This window comes from Nitriliruptor alkaliphilus DSM 45188 (assembly GCF_000969705.1).
In the GTDB taxonomy this organism is placed as follows: Bacteria; Actinomycetota; Nitriliruptoria; order Nitriliruptorales; family Nitriliruptoraceae; genus Nitriliruptor; species Nitriliruptor alkaliphilus.
The window spans coordinates 5,154,084-5,171,323 of the sequence record NZ_KQ033901.1 but is presented as its reverse complement, the minus strand read 5'-3'; the positions used below and the strand labels follow the sequence as shown (position 1 = coordinate 5,171,323).

Annotated in this window: 20 protein-coding genes; 7 read left to right on the top strand and 13 right to left on the bottom strand. The window is 72.1% G+C overall.

Features of this window, described 5'->3' with window-relative positions; translation table 11 throughout:
- Nucleotides 1-59: 59 nt before the first annotated feature.
- The 4 genes from NITAL_RS24125 to NITAL_RS28730 form a co-directional block, all read right to left on the bottom strand.
- Entirely contained in the window at nucleotides 60-878 is an 819-nt protein-coding gene (locus NITAL_RS24125; RefSeq protein ID WP_052668810.1) for a flagellin N-terminal helical domain-containing protein, read from the bottom strand.
- 116 nt (nucleotides 879-994) lie between these two features.
- A complete protein-coding gene (locus tag NITAL_RS24120; protein WP_052668809.1) occupies nucleotides 995-2,986 on the bottom strand; it encodes an ATP-binding protein in 1,992 nt (663 codons plus the stop codon).
- A gap of 28 nt (nucleotides 2,987-3,014) precedes the next feature.
- Nucleotides 3,015-3,725, bottom strand: a complete 711-nt coding sequence (locus tag NITAL_RS24115; protein ID WP_052668808.1) for a response regulator transcription factor — start codon at nucleotides 3,723-3,725, stop codon at nucleotides 3,015-3,017.
- A 140-nt stretch (nucleotides 3,726-3,865) separates the two neighbouring features.
- Nucleotides 3,866-4,483, bottom strand: coding sequence for a C40 family peptidase (locus NITAL_RS28730; protein ID WP_052668807.1), 618 nt, complete (start codon nucleotides 4,481-4,483; stop codon nucleotides 3,866-3,868).
- A 114-nt stretch (nucleotides 4,484-4,597) separates the two neighbouring features.
- Here NITAL_RS28730 and flgN point away from each other — a divergent pair, with 114 nt between their 5' ends.
- From flgN to csrA, 5 genes are read left to right on the top strand one after another with little or no spacing between them, the layout of a single operon-like run.
- Complete coding sequence (gene flgN, locus NITAL_RS24105) at nucleotides 4,598-5,107, top strand: flagellar export chaperone FlgN (protein WP_052668806.1); 510 nt, start codon at nucleotides 4,598-4,600, stop codon at nucleotides 5,105-5,107.
- On the top strand, nucleotides 5,107-6,489 hold the full coding sequence (flgK, locus tag NITAL_RS24100; RefSeq protein WP_052668805.1) for a flagellar hook-associated protein FlgK: 1,383 nt from the start codon (nucleotides 5,107-5,109) through the stop codon (nucleotides 6,487-6,489). Before flgN ends, flgK begins: the two co-directional genes overlap by 1 nt.
- A 28-nt stretch (nucleotides 6,490-6,517) precedes the next feature.
- Nucleotides 6,518-7,405, top strand: a complete 888-nt coding sequence (locus NITAL_RS24095) for a flagellin N-terminal helical domain-containing protein (protein WP_052668804.1) — start codon at nucleotides 6,518-6,520, stop codon at nucleotides 7,403-7,405.
- Nucleotides 7,406-7,443: 38 nt separating this feature from the next.
- Complete coding sequence (gene fliW, locus NITAL_RS24090) at nucleotides 7,444-7,863, top strand: flagellar assembly protein FliW (RefSeq protein ID WP_052668803.1); 420 nt, start codon at nucleotides 7,444-7,446, stop codon at nucleotides 7,861-7,863.
- Between the two features lie 2 nt (nucleotides 7,864-7,865).
- Nucleotides 7,866-8,150, top strand: coding sequence for a carbon storage regulator CsrA (gene csrA / locus NITAL_RS29305; RefSeq protein ID WP_052668802.1), 285 nt, complete (start codon nucleotides 7,866-7,868; stop codon nucleotides 8,148-8,150).
- A gap of 19 nt (nucleotides 8,151-8,169) precedes the next feature.
- On the opposite strand, the gene NITAL_RS24080 is transcribed toward csrA, so the two are convergent.
- Nucleotides 8,170-8,574, bottom strand: coding sequence for a hypothetical protein (locus NITAL_RS24080; RefSeq protein WP_052668801.1), 405 nt, complete (start codon nucleotides 8,572-8,574; stop codon nucleotides 8,170-8,172).
- Nucleotides 8,575-8,797: 223 nt separating this feature from the next.
- On the opposite strand from NITAL_RS24080, the gene NITAL_RS24075 reads away from it, so the two are divergent.
- A complete protein-coding gene (locus NITAL_RS24075) occupies nucleotides 8,798-9,664 on the top strand; it encodes a sigma-70 family RNA polymerase sigma factor (protein ID WP_052668800.1) in 867 nt (288 codons plus the stop codon).
- On the top strand, nucleotides 9,661-11,121 hold the full coding sequence (locus tag NITAL_RS24070; RefSeq protein WP_052668799.1) for an HD domain-containing phosphohydrolase: 1,461 nt from the start codon (nucleotides 9,661-9,663) through the stop codon (nucleotides 11,119-11,121). Before NITAL_RS24075 ends, NITAL_RS24070 begins: the two co-directional genes overlap by 4 nt.
- A 78-nt stretch (nucleotides 11,122-11,199) precedes the next feature.
- Here the strand turns inward: NITAL_RS24070 and NITAL_RS24065 are convergent, their stop codons facing one another.
- The 8 genes from NITAL_RS24065 to NITAL_RS28725 all read right to left on the bottom strand — a co-directional run.
- The gene (locus NITAL_RS24065; RefSeq protein WP_052668798.1) at nucleotides 11,200-11,682 is read right to left on the bottom strand and encodes a hypothetical protein; all 483 of its coding nucleotides are present in this window, start codon (nucleotides 11,680-11,682) and stop codon (nucleotides 11,200-11,202) included.
- Nucleotides 11,683-12,045 (bottom strand): response regulator, encoded by a 363-nt coding sequence (locus NITAL_RS24060; protein ID WP_052668797.1) that lies wholly within the window; start codon nucleotides 12,043-12,045, stop codon nucleotides 11,683-11,685.
- A gap of 62 nt (nucleotides 12,046-12,107) precedes the next feature.
- Nucleotides 12,108-12,557 carry a chemotaxis protein CheX gene (locus NITAL_RS24055; RefSeq protein WP_052668796.1) on the bottom strand — a complete coding sequence of 150 codons (450 nt, stop codon included), beginning with the start codon at nucleotides 12,555-12,557 and terminating at the stop codon, nucleotides 12,108-12,110.
- 34 nt (nucleotides 12,558-12,591) lie between these two features.
- A complete protein-coding gene (locus NITAL_RS24050; protein WP_052668795.1) occupies nucleotides 12,592-13,416 on the bottom strand; it encodes a CheR family methyltransferase in 825 nt (274 codons plus the stop codon).
- Nucleotides 13,413-14,555, bottom strand: coding sequence for a protein-glutamate methylesterase/protein-glutamine glutaminase (locus NITAL_RS24045; protein WP_052668794.1), 1,143 nt, complete (start codon nucleotides 14,553-14,555; stop codon nucleotides 13,413-13,415). The genes NITAL_RS24050 and NITAL_RS24045 overlap by 4 nt, the downstream gene beginning before the upstream one ends.
- Entirely contained in the window at nucleotides 14,552-14,935 is a 384-nt protein-coding gene (locus tag NITAL_RS24040) for a response regulator (protein WP_052668793.1), read from the bottom strand. The genes NITAL_RS24045 and NITAL_RS24040 overlap by 4 nt, the downstream gene beginning before the upstream one ends.
- Before the next feature lie 105 nt (nucleotides 14,936-15,040).
- A complete protein-coding gene (locus NITAL_RS24035) occupies nucleotides 15,041-16,615 on the bottom strand; it encodes a methyl-accepting chemotaxis protein (protein ID WP_052668792.1) in 1,575 nt (524 codons plus the stop codon).
- Between the two features lie 159 nt (nucleotides 16,616-16,774).
- On the bottom strand, nucleotides 16,775-17,240 hold a 466-nt coding region (locus NITAL_RS28725), incomplete at its 5' end, for a methyl-accepting chemotaxis protein (protein WP_245617706.1).

The following is a 17,240-nucleotide window of genomic DNA, read 5'->3' as shown; positions in this document are numbered from 1 at the left end:
CGGGCCCGGGTCTGTGTGACCCGAGCCCGGCGGCGGTGCTACCTCACGTCGCTGACAGATCAGCGCAGCAGGGACAGGACCGACTGCGGGACCTGGTTGGCCTGGGCGAGCATCGCCGTACCGGCCTGCTGCAGGATCTGTGCCCGGGTGAAGGCGACCATCTCCTGCGCCATGTCGGTGTCACGGATCCGCGACTCCGACGCCGACAGGTTCTCGCTGGCGACCTGCAGGTTGGCGATGGTGTGCTCGAGCCGGTTCTGCTTCGCACCGAGCGTCGAACGCTCCGTCGACACGTGCGCGATGGCGGTGTCGAGGTCGTCCAGGATCGCCACGAAGTCAGCGCCCACGTTCGAGACATCGATCGCGGTCAGATCCACGCCGTCGAAGTTCGTGGTGTCGACGGCGTTGAGGTCGACCACGAGGGTGTCGCCGCTCTTGGCCCCCACCTGGAAGGTGTAGACGCCGGCGTCGTCACCGAGGATCTTCTTGCCGGCGAACGAGGTGCGGTCGCCGATGGCGCCGAGCTCCTCCACCAGCTGCGTGATCTCGGCCTGCTCGGCCACGCCGTCGGAGGTGGCGGTGTTGGCCGCACCCACGGCGAGCTCACGGACCCGCTGCAGGATCGAGTGCACCTCGTTGAGGGCACCCTCAGCGGTCTGGACGAGCGAGATGCCGTCCTGGGCGTTCTTGACGGCCTGGTTCGTGCCGCGGATCTCGGCGCGCAGGCCCTCGGACTTGGTCAGGCCGGCAGCGTCGTCCGCCGCACGGTTGATGCGGAAGCCGCTGGAGAGCTTCTCCAGGGACTTGGCCTGCTGACCCGAGGTGGTCGACAGGTTGCGGTAGGCGTTGAACGCCGCGATGTTCTGGTTGATACGCATCGGGGTAGACCTCCGTGTCGTGGTCCCGAAACCGACCTTCGTGGTCAGCTCCCCCCCAGTCGGACCACACGGGCGGCGCTCAAGCGGTTCGGTCGGAAGAAGCTCCGACCCGTCCGTCAGCCGTGGTCCACGGCCCCCACGTCGGCCCGAGCGGCGGCCACCGTCTCGAGCAGGCGTTCGCTGGAGAAGGGCTTGACCAGCACCGGGATCCCGGCGATCTGGTCGCGCACGTCCGGGTTGCTCGACAGAAGGACGGCCGCCAGGTCGGAGCGCTCCACCCGGGCCGCGACCACGACCGCAGGACCGGTGGCGTCGGGCAGCGCGATCTCGCAGGCCAGGACGGCGGGCGGTTCGGAGCTGAGGCGGGCTCGGGCGGTGGCAGCGTCGGCCACCTCCTCCACCCGGTAGCCAGCCTGCTCGAACATGGCGGCGATGATCCGTCGCGATCGCTCCGCCGGATCGACGAGCAGGACCAACGGCGCAGCCTCCGCCGCCGGCCGCGTGACCTCGGGCTCGGTGCCGGCCGCCGGCAGGACCAGCGTGAAGCGCGTGCCCTCGTCCGGTGCGGTGTCCACGTGCACGGTGCCACCGGCCCGCTGGATGAACGCCTGCACGGACGCCAGCCCGAGCCCCGTCCCCTTGTCCGCCGACTTGGTGGTGAACAGCGGCTCGAAGGCCCGCGCGAGGACCGCCTCCGACATACCGGTGCCCTCGTCGGCGACCTCGATCACCGCGACGCGACGCGACGGTCCACCCTCCCGGCCGGGGCGCTGGTCACCACGGATCCGCAGGGTCAGCCGCCCGCCACCTGGCATCGCGTCCCGGCCGTTGAGCAGCAGGTTGGTGATGGTCTGCTCGAGCTCTCCGGGGTCGACCTCGACGTCCGGGACATCGTCGTCGACCACGACGTCCAGCGTGACGGCCGGACCGAGCGTGCGATCGAGCAGCCCGTGCAGCTCGCCCGCGACGTCGGCCAGCCGGATGGGTCCGACGTGCACGTCCGCGCGCGACGCGAACTGCAGCAGCTTGCGCGTGAGCACATCGACCCGATCGGAGGCCGACCGCAGGTGGCCGAGGTCGTCGGCCATCGCCGCGAACCCCGTGACCAGGTCCCCGCCCTCCCGCAGGTCCTGCAGCGTCTCCTCGGCGAGCTGCAGGTTGCTGACCAGGACCGCGAGCAGGTTGTTGAGGTCGTGGGCCAGCCCCCCGGCGAGCTGCCCGACGGTCTCGAAGCGGTGGGCCTCGGCGAGCTGCTCGGTCAGGTGAGCCCGCTCGGCCTCGGCGCGGACGCGTTCGCTCAGGTCACGAACCACCAGCTGCAGGCTGCGCCGGGGACCCCGCAGGTGGCCGGCGCTGATGGCCACCTGCAGGCGGGCCCCGTCGGGCCGCTGCAGGGTCAGGTCGATGGTGCTCACCCGCTGCCGGGCGAACAGCACCCGCGCCAGGTCGGCGGCCCCCCGGTCGCGGTGCTCGGGTACCACCAGGTCCAGGAACGGCCGCCCCCGGAGCGCCTCAGGGGAGGCGTGGCCGAGGAGGTCGGCGAAGGCGGTGTTGCCCAGCTCGATCGCACCGTCGAGGTCGAGGACGGCCATGGCGTCCGGCGCGAGCTCCACGAACCGGCGGTACTCGACCGCCTCGGCGCGCAGCTCCAGGCGGGTGGCGACCTGGGCCGCCGCACGCCGGATGGTGGCGTCCCCCTCACCCGTCCGCGTCGCCCGCTGACACCACCCGAGCTCGAGCGCGCCGATGGGCTGCCCGTCGGGGGCCGTGACCGTCGCGGCCGCCAACGTGACGACGCCGGGCTCGGTCCGGACCCAGGGGTGGCCCCCGAGGCGCGCGTGGGACGCGGCGTCGTCCACCCACAGCAACCCCTCGGGGATCGGGAGCACGAGGTCGGCGGCCGAACGGGACCGCTCGAGCGCCACCGCGGGCAGGACCCCGGCGCTCGCCATCGGCCAGGCTCGGGCCGCGTCGACCAGCGTGAGCGCAGCCGTGTCGGCCCCGGCGAGCAGTCGCAGCAGGTCCACGAGGTCGTCCACCCCGGCCTCCGGAGCGCCGCTGCGCAGTCCGAGCCGACGCAGCGACTCGAGGCGATGCCCCTCGCTCATCCGCCAGCCGTCGCGGCGCGGTGGCCGGTCACTCGCCGATCCAGCGGTACCCGACGCCGGGTTCGGTCGCCACGAAACGCGGCGCCGACGCGTCGTCACCGAGCTTGGCCCGCAGGGTCCGTAGGTGGACACGCAGGCTCTGGCGGGCTTCCTCGCCGTAGCTCTCGTCCCAGACCGAGGTGATGACCTGGCGGTAGGTCTGGATCCGGTCGGGGTTGCTGGCCAAGGTGGTCAGGAGGCGCCACTCGGTCGGCGTCAGGCGTACCTCGCGGCCGTCGACCAGCACCCGGCGCGCCGCCAGCTCGATGGTCACCGCGTCCCGCTGGATGGTCCCGCCGTCGTTCGCGGCCGGCGCGACGTCGGGTGACTCGGCCGTCGCGGCGCGTCGGAGCATCGCGCCCACACGCGCCCGCAGCTCCTCCATGGAGAAGGGCTTGTCGACGAAGTCGTCGGCGCCGGCGTCCAACGCCGCGACCCGGGCACGTTCGCTGCCCTGGCCGGACAGGAGCACGATCGGGACCGTCGTCCACGTGCGCAACCGCCGGACGACCTCGATGCCGTCGAGGTCGGGGAGCTTGAGGTCGAGCAGCACCAGGTCGGGGCGCGCGGCCGCCGCGGCGGCGAGGCCGTCCTCACCGTTGCGCGCCACGATCACCTCGTGGCCGACCCGCTGCAGGCCTCGGGACAACGCCGTGAGGATCTGCGGCTCGTCGTCGACCACGAGCACCTTGGTCGCCACGCCGACCCTCTCTCGCTCCGTCCGGCCGCCACGGCCGCGTCGGCGCAGCGTAGGGCCCGAGCGGGCGGCAGCGTGGACCGACGCGGTCGTCCGAGCGGTCGTGAGCGCCCGGGCACCTCGCAGCGCCCTCGCTGCAGGGCTCAGACGACGCGGCGGATGCTGTCCGGGGTGCGGGTGATCGCCTGGTACCTGACCACGTCCCCGGTGCGGGGCGCGACGAGCATCCGGCCGTCGCCGGCGTAGATACCGATGTGGTTGGGGCGACGCCCGTCACCGCGCCAGAAGACCAGGTCGCCGGGCCGCGCTTCGGCCAGGCTGGCCACGGCCTGGCCCCGACGACCCTGATCGACCGAGACACGCGGCAGCTGGACCCCGATGTCCCGGAAGGCCCGCTGGACGAAGCCGGAGCAGTCCAGGCCCTTGGCCGGGTCCGTGCCACCCCAGAGGTAGGGCACGCCGAGGTACCGCTCGCCGGCCTGCATCGCCGCAGCCCCGCGCCCGCTGCCCGCACCGCTGGCGACGGCGGACGGTTCGCCCACCTCCCCCACCGCCGCCGGGGCAGGCGACGCGACCGCGTGAGGGGCGACCTCGCCGGCTCGGTGAGCGACCATCGTGGCCAATCCGACGGAGGGGAGGGCGCGGAGATCGACCGCACGGAGCGCCTGTTCGAACCCGCGCGCGGGCACGGGTGGAGCCACCGCGACGTCGGGGGACGGCGTGGTGGGGACCGGGCTGGTGACCGCGGCGACGGTGGGCAAACGTGGACCTCCTGGCCACGTGCGTGTCGGCCGCCGGCCGCCTGCCTCTAGTGGCCGGGTACGGGGAACTCGCCGACCGCTTGTCTCGCGCGCCGGCCGGCCGACCGGGGGGTCATGAACGACCATGCCCTCCTCGACCGACTCGCCCAGCGCCTCTGGGACGAGCGCCACGTGGTGACCGTGCTGCTGTACAAGCTGACGGTCACCCGGCTCCTGCTGGCCGCGGACGAACGCCGCTTCGTGGCCGACGCCCTCCGCGAGGTGGAGCACGCCGTCGAGCTGCTGCGGGTCGGGGAACAGGCCCGCGACACCGCGGTCCGCGACCTCGCCGGCGCCTGGCGTCGGGACCCCGAGGATCTGACCCTCGACGAGCTCGCCCGGATCGCTCCGGAGCCGTACGGGCAGACCTTCCGCGAGCACCTCGCCGCGTTCCGCACGCTGGCCGGCGAGATCGAGGGCGCCACGCGGGAGAACCGCGCGCTCGCACGCACCGACCTCTCGTCGGTGGCCGACCAGCTCGACCTGCTCACCGGTGCCAGCGCCACGACGTCGACGACCTACGACGCGCAGGGCCAGCTCGATCCCTCCACCCCCGTGGGCGGACGACTCCGAGAGGTGTTCTAGTGTCCTCCTTCGTCGGTCTCTACACCGGTCTCTCCGGCATCCGTGCCGGACAGACCGGTATCGACGTGGCGTCCAACAACGTGGCGAACACGGCCACGAAGGGCTACACCCGCCAGCGGGTCGAGCTGGTCGCGAGCCACAGCTACCAGTCGCCGGTCGGCCCCATGGGCACAGGCGTGACGGTCTCGCAGATCGGCCGGCTCCGCGACTCGTTCCTGGACACCCGGGCCCGGAACGCCCTCGGGGACCACGGATCGGCGAGCGTCCGGGCCAACCTGCTCAGCACGCTCGAGGCCCTGACCGGCGAGCCGGACAACGGGATCAGCGGCCGACTCACCGCGCTGTGGACGGCCGCGGAGGCGTGGGCCAACGACCCCGCGGACCCCGCGACCCGACGCCAGGTCATGAGCGAGCTCGGCGCCGTCAGCGAGACCTTCCGGTCGGTGGCCACCCAGTGGGACGTGCTGCAGGGCGACGTCGTGTCCGACCGTGATGCCCGCATCACGGCCACCAACGACGCGCTGCAGGCCCTCGCCGACCTGGACCTGCGCATCGCCAACTCGGACCCGAAGCGCATCGGGTCGGACCTCTACGACCAGCGCGACGTGCTCCTCGACGACATCGCCCAGCTCACCGGCGCCAGCGTGCGGGTGGGCGCGGACGGCCGGTCCGAGGCCAAGCTCGCCGGCGTCGACCTGATCACCGCCGCCGGACCCGGCATGCTCGAGATCGATGGGGCCGGCGTCGTCCAGGCGGTCGCCCCTGACGGTACGTCCGCCCCGACGACCGGCGTCCTCGGTGGGACCATCGGCGGACTGACCCGCTTCCTGGACCAGGATCTGCCGGCCTGGCGCGACCAGCTGGGCGCCCTCGCAGCGGGGCTCGCGGACGCGGTCAACGACATCAACACCAGCGGCGTGACGGCCGACGGCACGGCCGGACAGGCCCTGCTCAGCTACGACCCGGCCGATCCGGCCGGGACCCTGGCCCGCATCACCGACGACATCGCCGCCCTCGCCGCCGCGACCACCGGCGCGCCCCCGGCACCGCACGACGGCAGCAACGCCGCGCGGCTCGCCGGGTTGCGTACCTCCGGGGTCGCCATCGGTGGCTCGACCGCCACCATCGACACCCACCTGTCCGACCTCGTCACCGGCCTCGCCGGCGACGTCCGCTCGGCCAAGAACTCGGCCTCGGCGGCACGGACGGTGGCCTCGGCCGCCGCCACGGCCCGCGACGCCGAGCACGGGGTCAGCCTCGACGAGGAGATGGTCGAGCTCGTCCGCTACCAGCGGCAGCTCGAAGCATCCGCTCGCGTCATGACCACCGTCGACCAGATGCTGGACACCCTCGTCAACCGCGTCGGCATCGTCGGTCGCTGACCGGCACGCCCACCAGAAGGAGCCCAACGTGCGCATCACCAGCGAGGTGATGGTCACCCGATCGCTCGAGCGGCTCGGGAACCGTCTGGCCACCTACGAGCGCACCCAGACCGAGCTCGCGACCGGCAAGCGCATCCTGGTCGCCTCCGACGACCCTGCGGGTGCGCGGCGCGCCGCGTCGCTCCGCGGGGCGATGCAGGCCCGCGAGCAGGAGCTGCGCAACGCCTCGGACGCGCGCGGGTGGCTCGACACCGCGGACAGTCAGCTGCAGTCCGCGGTCGACCGGCTCAGCCGTGTGCGCGAACTGGCGACCCGTGGCGCCTCCGACGTCGGTGCCGGTGAGCGACGGGCTCTCGCGCAGGAGGTCCGGGCGATCACCGAGGAGCTCGTGGGCATCGCCAACGCCACCCACGTCGGGCGTCCGCTGTTCGGCGGCTTCGGCGCTGGACCTGCCGTCCACCAGGTCGGTGGTGTGTGGACCGCCGAAGGTGCCGGCGACCACGTCACGCGCCGCCTGTCGGACAGCGAACAGGTCCGCATCAACGTCACCGCCCACGAGTGGCTGGGGTTCGGCTCGCCGGACGGCGACCTGCTCACCCAGCTGAACCAGCTGGCCGAGGACCTCGAGAACGGCACCGGACAGGACGTCGCCGCCCACCTCGACCGCCTCGGTCGGGCCGCAGGGCACATCACCGACGCCCTCGGGGCGATCGGCGCTGCGACCAACCGCGTCGACTCGGCCACCGCGCGCACCAACGACCTGCTGCTGACGCTGCGCACCGAGCTGTCCCAGATCGAGGACGTCGACATGGCACACGGGATCATGGAGCTGCAGGTCCAGCAGGTCGCCTACGAGGCCACCCTGCAGGCTCTGGCCAAGGCGCTGCCGCCGTCGCTCGTGGCCTTCCTCAGGTGAGCGCTAGTCTCGCTGGAGGTCAGGTCGGAGGAGACGTGGTGGACGCGGCGGACGGGCAGGCTCCCGACGTGGTGACGCCCGATGTCCTGACGTTCGACGGCGGCATCCCCGGTTTCGCGGCGGCGGAGCGGTTCGTCCTCGGTGACTTCACCGACGACGGCACCTTCCAGCTCCTGTCCTGCCTCGACGACCCGGAGCTGTCGCTCGTGGTCACCTCGCCGTGGCTGTTCTTCCCCGACTACGGGATGGACCTGCCCGAGTCCGAGCGCCGCGAGCTGGCGATCGAGGACCCGGACGAGGCGCTGGTGTTCTGCTCGGTCATCGCCGACGACACCGATGCCCTCTTCCTCAACCTCCGGGCGCCCTTCGTGGCCAACTCCCGCACCCGCGCGGCACGCCAGGTCGTGCTCGACGACCTCGAGCTGCCGCTGCGGGCCCTCGTTCCCACCGGAGGCTGAGCGTGCTCGTCCTGTCCCGTCGTGTCGGTGAGTCCATCGTCATCGGCAACGAGGTGACGGTCACGGTGCTCGAGGTGCGTGGCGACCAGATCCGCGTCGGTATCGACGCGCCGCGGAGCATCCAGGTGCACCGCGAGGAGGTCTTCCGCGAGCTCGAGGCCGAGAACACCTCCGCTGCGACCGCGGCGGCACGCACCCAGAAGCTGGTCGCTCGGATGCCCCGCGCCGCGGCGCCACCTGGCACGGCCAGGGCACGACCCGCAGCACCACCCCGCGACGACCGCTGAGGCGGCGACGACTGGCTGGTCAGACCAGCTGGGCGGCACCGGCGAGGGCGATCTGCTGCTCCCCCTCGGCCTGCGCGATGGCCAGCAGGCTGCGGACCCGTTCACGTCGCACCGAGACCCGTGCCACGACGGCCCGCAGCTCGTCCACCACCGCGGCGAAGGGCAGGGCGGCGTCGCCGCCCACCGCGTCGGCGACCTCACTGGCCGAGACGTCCGGGGGCGCGCCGATGGTGGTCAGCGTCAGCACCCGTGTCAGCTCGAGCGCAGCCAGGCGCTCGGAGGCGTCGTTGGCCTCGTCGACAGCGAACGCCAGGAACCGGGGCTCGCCCGCCGCGAGCAGCAACTCGATGGCGCGCAGGCGCCCTTCGAGGGTCACGGCGGCATCGCGCTGACGCGCCAGGACGTCGTGCAGCTCGGCGATCACGGTGGCTCGGCCTGTTCTTCGGGTGGGTAGGGGCCTTCCCCGTGCCCGTCGGCTGACCGCCACCAGCCTGAAGCGGTTCCCATCCGACCGTGTGAAGGCGCGTGTGAAGGCGCACGTGAAGGGTGTGAAGGAACCGTGAACGTGTCTCAGCATCGGTGGCTGCCCGCTCGATGTCTCTTGTGTGGCCGGACGGGCCGCGTCGGGGACGACGAGGACACGACAGATGCAGCAGGCCAAGGCAAGCAACGAGGTCGACGAGCTGATCGAGACCCACGTCCACCTCGTGGACCACGTCGTTCACCAGCTGGCTGCCCGGTTCCCCCGGCACGTCGACCGCGACGAGCTGCACGGCGCCGGTGCTGCCGGTCTCGTGGACGCCGCGCACCGCTACGACGCCTCCACCGGGGTCCCCTTCGGTCGCTACGCCTCCATCCGCATCCGGGGCGCCATCCTCGACGCGACCCGCACCCGAGACTGGGCGACCCGCCGCCTGCGCCGTGACCTGCGCGCCATCGAGGGTGCCACCTCCACCCTCGAGGAGCGCCTCCAGCGGACCCCGGACGACGCCGAGGTCGCCACCGAGCTCGGCATCTCGGTCTCGGCCGTACAGGAGCGCCGCGCGTCGGCCGTCACCTCCACGCTGCTCACCCTCGACCGGCCGCTCGGCGACGACGGCGACGTCACCTCGCTCGCCGACCGCATCCAGGAGAGCGACACCGACTGGCTCCCCGAGGCCGCCCTCGAGCGCAACGAGCTCGTCGGGACCCTCCGCTCCGCGATCAGCCGCCTCCCCGAGCTGCCCCGCCGGGTCCTGCTCGAGCACCACTTCGAGGGCCGGCTGCTGCGCGACATCGCCGACGACCTCGGCGTGACCGAGGCCCGCGCGTCGCAGCTGCGCCACGAGGCGCTGCACGCCCTACAGGCCTACTTCGGGACCGCCTACGACCAGGTCCCGACCGTGCCCGAGAACGCTCCCGGCAAGCGCGCCCGCGTGGCGTTCGTCGCCCAGGTGCAGGCCGACACCACCTGGCGCTGCCGCCTGGCCGGTGCCGCCGCGTCCGCTCCTGAGCCCGTCGCCGCGTCGGCGTGACCGTGCAGCTGGCTGAGCTCGGCCACCCTGCGGCCACCACGGGCCAGCTCCGGCTCCGGCTCACCGGGGTCCCCGAGTCGGCGCGGCAACGGCTGATGGCCGTCGGCGCCGAGATCGTCGAGGACGGCGAGCTGCACGCCGAGGTGCTCTCCACCCGGCTGCGCCCCGAGGAGATGGCCGAGGTCTCCCACCGCTTGGCGGACACCCCGCACCCGGTCATCGTCCTGGCCCACACCGGCGCGGAGCGGCTCGCTGCCGACCTGGTCGGAGCCGGCGCGATCGGTCTCGTCGGCGAGGGCAACGAGGAAGCGCTCCTCGGCCTGGTCGAGGACGAGCGCTCCCCTGGCGCCCTGCTGACCTCGTTCGAGCGACGGTTCGGTGACAGCGGGGCCAGCGACGCCCGCGGTCGCGACCCGCAGACGGGCTTGTCCGACCGCCGCGGTTTCGAGCGGCGCATCGGCACCCTCGGTGACTCCGGCGAGACCCCGCGCGTCGTCTTCCTGCGCATCGTCTCGGACCGCTGGGTCACTCCCACCCCGGACGGTGTGGTCGTCCTGCAACGCCGCCGCCTCGCGTCGGCGATGTCCCACGTCATCGCCGCCGTCGGCGCCGAGCTGTACAGCACCGGGCCGGGCGAGTTCGGCCTCGTCGGTCCGGACCTGTCACCGAACGCCATCGAAGCCCTCGGTGGGCGCCTGGTCGAGGTCGCCAGGACCTTCCGGGACCGCGGCCTGCCGCTGCGCCTCGTGCTCGGCCACGCCGGTCCCGAGTCGTCGACCGACCCCGAGGAGCTCGTCGACCTCGCTCGGCGGGCCCTGGACGTCGCCGCCGTCGACGGGACCCGCAACGTCCTCGGTGGCGAGCAGCTCGCCCTCGGCGTGTCGGTCACCACCGAGCTCGAAGCCAGCCTGAAGCTGGTGGCGGCCGTGGAAGGTCTCATGCCCGAGGGCAAGGGGCACGGTGAGCGGGTCGGTCGGATCGCCGCCGAGCTCGCCCGGACCCTCGCCTGGTCACCCGCTGCCGTCGCCCGCATCCAGCTGGCGGGCCACCTCCACGAGGTGGGCCGCGCCGGCCTACCCCGCGAGGCGATCGGTGGCCCCGACGGGCTGACCGGTGAACTGCTCGAGGCGTGGCGCACGTTCCCCGTCCGGGGAGCGGCGGCGCTCCGACTGACGGCGGGGCCCGTGGTGGCCGCGACCGTCCACGCTCAGCGTGAACGCTGGGACGGCGACGGGTTCCCCGAGGGACGCCGTGGCGAGGAGATCCCCGAGGCCGCACGCGTCCTCGCGGTCGCCCACACCATCGAGACGCTGATCAGCGCGGACCGGACCGCGACCTCGGCGACCATCGCCGACCGTCTCCGCGGGCGTGCGGGCAACGAGCTGGAGCCCGACCTGGTCGAGGCCGCGGTGACCGCGATGCCCGCGCTGACCGCCGCCGGTCGCGCCGACGTCTGAGCCCTTCCCGGAACGCGGTCGCGGGTGCGGATCGTCGGACCGGCCCGACGATCGGCACCCGGTGGCCGGAGCCGCGGTTCAGGCGTGCAGGAGGGTGACCGTGCCTTCGCCGTAGCCCTCGATCCGGACCCGCCAGTCGTGGCGCGCCCGCGGTCCGGTGGCGACCTCCGCGACGTCGTCGGGGACCTCACCCGGGACGGGCAGCAGGTCCCGGAGCACGACGTGGGCGGTCGTAGGGCTGTTGAGGAGCTTGGCCGCGACGTTGACGACCTCGTGGAAGAACTCGAGGAGCTCCTCGTCGAGGGCGCCCGCTTCGGCGACCGCGGCGCGCGTCTCCTGCGGCGGCATCATCGCGATCGCCGCCCCGGCAGCCGTGGCGAGGTCGAGGTCGGCGACGGCGAGCGCCGCGACCTCACCCTCGTCGTAGCGGTACGCGGCGAGGTAGGACGGTGCCTCGCCGCTCAGCTCCTGCGGGGGACCGGGGCGCACCTCGACGGCGCGCCCCAGCAGGTCACGGAGCAGGTCGCGGTACGACGCCCGTGCTGGCTCGGGGCAGCGCACCTACAGGGCTCCTGCGAGCGCCTGGTCGATCGACTCCGGCGTGAAGGGCTTGGACACCAGGAACTTGGCGCCGTGGGCCTTGGCGAGCTCGTGCATCTCGGGGGTGGACTCCGAGGTCACGAAGCCGAAGGTCACGGTGTGACCGCCCTCGTTGAGGGCCTGGAGGAACTCGATGCCCGTCATCTCGGGCATGTTCCAGTCGGACAGGACGAGGTCTGGGGCCTCGGTCTGCACCGAGGTCAGGCCTTCACGGCCGTCGGCGGCCTCGATGATGGTGGCACCGGCCACCCGGTCGAGGCCCGAGAGGGCGCGCTTGACGATGGCGCGCATCGCGCGGCTATCGTCGACGACGAGGATCTTCACGGTGATGGTCTCCGGTTCGGTGCTGACGGGGATGGGCTGGGTGGAGCGGGAACGGGGTGCGCTCAGGAGCGCTGGAGGATGCTCATGACGATCAGTTCACCGTCGCACTCGACGGTGACACGGTCGATGGGTGACGCGCCGGGGATGACGACGGCGTAGTCGCGTCCGGTGGTCACCGAGGGCAGCGACAGCTGGCAGCTGCCGTCGAGCAGCGACTTGACGTTGCCGCCGGTCATGTTGGCCAGCTCGCCGATGGTGTCGGACACCTCCTCCTCGGAGACCTCCTCCTCCTCCATGGCGAACATCAGGCTGGTGGCGCGACGGGCGAGCCGGTCCGAGCACTGCACGGTCACAGCGCCGGCCCAGTCCCCGGTGATCTGCACGCACCCGGTCACGACCCGCTCATCGGGTGCGTGGGCGTCGGCCGCCGGGTTGGGCTTCAGCTCGAGGCCCAGGATGGCGGCCCAGATCTCGCTGGCGATCAGGGTGAGGTCCACGTCGTTCAGGTTCATGGTTGCTTCGCTCCTCGGTCGGTCGGCCACGCGGTCAGCGCGGCTGGTAGGCGGTGGCTCGATCGACGGTGATGCGTTCGAACCGGTCATCGACGTTCAGGGTGGTCTCGGCGGTGCCGAGCAGCAGGTAGCCATCGGGACGCAGCACGGTCCGTACGCGCGCGAGGATCTGCTGCTTGGTCGACACGTCGAAGTAGATGAGGACGTTGCGCAGGAACAGCACGTCGACCTGCGGCACGAACGGCCACGGGTGCACCAGGTTCAGCGCCCGGAACTCGACCATGCTGCGGATGTCGTCGCTGATCTGCCACATCTGGCCGTCACGTCGGAAGTGACGCAGCAGCGACGGCGCTGGCAGCCCTCGGTTGACCTCCAGCTGCGTGAAGCGTCCCGCGGCCGCGCGGCCGAGCATCTCGGCCGACAGGTCCGTGGCGATGATGCGCACGTTCCAGTTGGCGACGACCTGGGGGAAGCGGTCACGCAGCAGCATCGCGAGCGAGTAGGGCTCCTGCCCGCTCGAGCAGGCCGCGTTCCAGAACGTCAACGTGCGCTGGGCTCGACGTCGCTCGAGCAGCTTCGGGATGAAGTCGTGCTCGAGCGCGGTCCAGGGGTGCACGTCACGGAAGAACGTGGTCTCGTTGGTGGTCATCGCATCGACGACCAGGTCGTGCAGCGGTCCGTGACGTTCGCCTCGGAGCCGGACCACCAGGTCGGTCAGCGACCCGAGACCGTTGCGACGTGCGACGGGCCCGAGACGGGACTCGATCAGGTAGGACTTCGACTCGTCGACGACGATGGCGGACTGCTCACGGATGAGCTCGCGCAGGTAGGTCAGGTCGGGGGCGCTCAAGGTGCTCATCGGCGGACCTCCGCGGGCGTCGACGAGCTGGGGGGGTCGCTCCGCCTTGCCGGTGCCGCGCGGCCCGCAGCGACACGCGCCTGGATGGCACCCGCGACCGCCCGGAGCGGCAGCACCTCGTCGACGAGGCCCGCCTGGACCACGGCGCCGGGCATGCCCCAGACGACGCTGGAGGCCTCGTCCTGGGCGAGGACGCGCCCTCCCCGCTCACAGACGTGCTCGGCGCCGTGCCGTCCGTCGCTTCCCATACCGGTCAGGACCACCGACAGCAGGTGTTCGCCGTAGGTCGCCGCGGCGGTACGGAACAGCACGTCGACCGACGGACGGCAGGAGTTCTCGGGTGGCGCGAGGCTCAGGACGGTGCGTGTCTGCACGCCGACACGTCGGACCTCGAGGTGTGCGTCGCCCGGGGCGATCCGCACCTGACCGGGGCCGACCGTCTCACCGTCGATCGCCTCGCGCACCTGCAGCGAGCTCGTGGCGTCGAGCCGCTCGGCCAGCAGCCGCGTGAACATCGGCGGCATGTGCTGGACGATGTAGACCGGCACGGGCAGATCAGCGGGGAGGGCGGGCACGACCTCGGCCAGCGCGTTCGGGCCCCCCGTCGACACCCCGATGACCACGGCGTCGACGCGTGCGGTGGGACGCCGCGAGCCGGTCGGTCGTGCCAGGGGCGAGCGCATGACCGAAGGACGGACCGAGGGCGCAGCCGCGCGGGGCGCGGCCGGTCGCCGACCGCCGAGGGCGTGGACCCGCGGTATCAGGGCCTCACGGATGCGCAGCTGCGCCTCGGCGACCGATCCGACGTTCGCGGGCTTGGTGACGTAGTCGTTGGCGCCGCGCAGCAGGGCATCCATCGTGGTCGCCGCACCGCGCTCGGTCAGCGTCGAGAACATGATGACGGGCAGCCGCGGGTAGAGCTTGCGCAACTCGGTGAGCGTCGCGATCCCGTCCATCTCGGGCATCTCGACGTCCAGGGTGACCACGTCGGGGTTCACCTGAGGGATCTTGGCCAGCGCGATCCGGCCGTTCGGGGCCGTCCCGACGACCTCGATGTCGGGGTCCTGGGCCAGCGCGTCCGTCACGATCTTGCGGACCACGACGGCGTCGTCGACGACCAGCACACGGACCCGGGTCACGACCGCCCCTCCTGCACGGTGACGCCGAGCAGATCGAGCTTCTCGCGGATGACCGCCGCGGTGAACGGCTTCATCGCGTACTCGTCAGCGCCGGCCTCCAGCGCTGACACCATGTGGTCGATGTCGGACTCGGTGGTGACCATGAGCAGACGCAGACCGTCGTTGGTGGGGTCCTGGCGCACCGCCTTGACGAACTCCAGCCCGTTCATCACGGGCATGTTCCAGTCGACCAGCGCCAGCGTGACCGGCGACGCGTCGGCCAGGCGCTCGAGGGCCTGCCGGCCGTCGGCCGCCTCGACGACCTCGAAACCGAGCTCCTGGAGGATGCGGCCGAGGATCGCCCGGGTCGCCCGGGAGTCGTCGACGATCATCGCGCGCATGTGTGGTCCGTCCGTCCGTGGATCGAGTTGTCGATAGGTCCTGTCGGCAGACCGGACGTGCGCTTCAGGCCTCGCGGCCGCGACGCACGTCCGATCCCCGGCGGGTCAGGCCGGCACGGGGACGGCACGTCCCGCCACGCCTGCGATGGAAGGAGAGCCGCGCTGCTCGTCGTCGCTGCCGCCGTCGACGAGGGTCTGCAGGCCCGCAGCGACCGCACGCAGCTCCACGGCCGCGTCCTGGGTCCGCGACGCACCCTGCGAGGTCTCCCCCGCCGCCTGCGCCACCGACCCGATGTTCTCCGCGATCTCCGCCGAACCCCGCGCCGCCTCGTTCACGTTGCGCGAGATCTCGTTGGTGGTCGCCGTCTGCTCCTCCACCGCCGACGCGATCGTGTTCTGGGTGTCAGCGATCCGAGCGATCACCTCCACGATCGAGCTGATCGACGTCACCGCCTCGCCGGTGTCCGACTGGATGGTCGCGATCCGCGAACTGATCTCCTCGGTCGCCGACGCGGTCTCCTTGGCCAACTCCTTGACCTCGTTGGCCACCACCGCGAACCCCTTGCCCGCCTCACCCGCACGAGCCGCCTCGATCGTGGCGTTGAGCGCCAACAGGTTGGTCTGCTCCGCGATCGACGTGATCACCTCGATCACCTTCCCGATCTGCGCCGAGCTCTCACCCAGCTTCGCCACGTTCTCGTTGGTCGCCTCAGCCGAACGCACCGCATCCGCAGCCACCTGAGAAGCGTTCGACGACGAGGTCGCGATCTCACGCACCGACGCCGACATCTCCTCCACCGCCGTCGCAACCGTCTGCACGTTGTGACTGACCTCCTCACCGGCCGCTGCCACCACGTTGGCCTGCGTCGCGGTCTCCTCCGCCGCAGCCCCCACCTGCGACGCCACCGCAGCCAGGCTCTGCGAGGAGGTGCTGACCGCGCCGGACGAGCGTGCGATGACCGCGTTGACGCCGCGGGCGAGGAAGGAGGTCAGCGCACCGACGAGCGCCAGGGCGAGGAGGAAGATCAGACCGAGACGGATCGCCTCGGACTTGACGACCGCCGCCACGTCGTCGACGTAGATGCCGGTGCCGATGATCCAGCCCCAGGGCTCGAAGCCCGACACGTAGGACAGCTTCGGCTCGGGAGCCTCCTGACCCGGCTTCGGCCACAGGTAGTCGACGAAGCCCGATCCCTCGCCTGCGACGGTCTCGTCGAAGTCGATGAAGAGGAGCTTGCCGTCGGGGTCCGCGATGCCGGACAGGTCCTCACCGATGAGCGCTTCGTTGATCGGGTGCATGACCATGACGAGGTCGGTGTCCTGGATCCAGAAGTACTCCTCACCGTCGTAGCGCACGGTCCGGACGGCGTCGGCGGCTGCGGCCTGTGCCGTGGCGGTGTCCATCTCGCCAGCCTGCTCCAGCGCGTGGAAGTGGCCGATGATCGTCAGCTGGGACTCGACCTGTGTACGGACCAGGTTCTCGCGGGCAGCCATCTGGTCGCCACGCAGCGAGAGCAGCTGGAGCGCTGCGAACAACACGGCGGGCACGAGCGCGATCACGGTCATGAGCTGCAGGCGCCGACTGAGGCGGACGCGGCTGAGGGACAGGTCCATCGGGTGCTCCGGGATGAGGTGGGGACGCTGGGTGCGGCGACCGGTCCCGGTCGCGTCCAGGGCCATCGGCCGTGGCGATGGTCCCGCTAGCGGCCTTCACACCTTCCACACGGCGCTGTGCACGACGCGACCGTGACCGTGCTGCGCTGTGGGCGCAGCCGCGGATCCCGAGCGACGACGTGCCCGCTGCCGGGCGGCAGCGGGCACGTCGGGGGCATGCGGCGGTCAGGCGTACGAGGGGACGGCGCCGGGGACCTGCCCCTGGCTGACCAACTGGTCGGCGTCGTCGCTGCCTCCACCATCGACCAGGGCCTGGAGGTCCGCAGCGACCGCACGCAGCTCCACGGCCGCGTCCTGGGTCCGCGACGCACCCTGCGAGGTCTCCCCCGCCGCCTGCGCCACCGACCCGATGTTCTCCGCGATCTCCGCCGAACCCCGCGCCGCCTCGTTCACGTTGCGCGAGATCTCGTTGGTGGTCGCCGTCTGCTCCTCCACCGCCGACGCGATCGTGTTCTGCATGTCCGCGATCCGACCGATGATCCCGCCGATCTCTCCGATCGCACCCACCGCGACGTCCGAGTCGGACTGGATGGTCGCGATCCGCGAACTGATCTCCTCGGTCGCCGACGCGGTCTCCTTGGCCAACTCCTTGACCTCGTTGGCCACCACCGCGAACCCCTTGCCCGCCTCC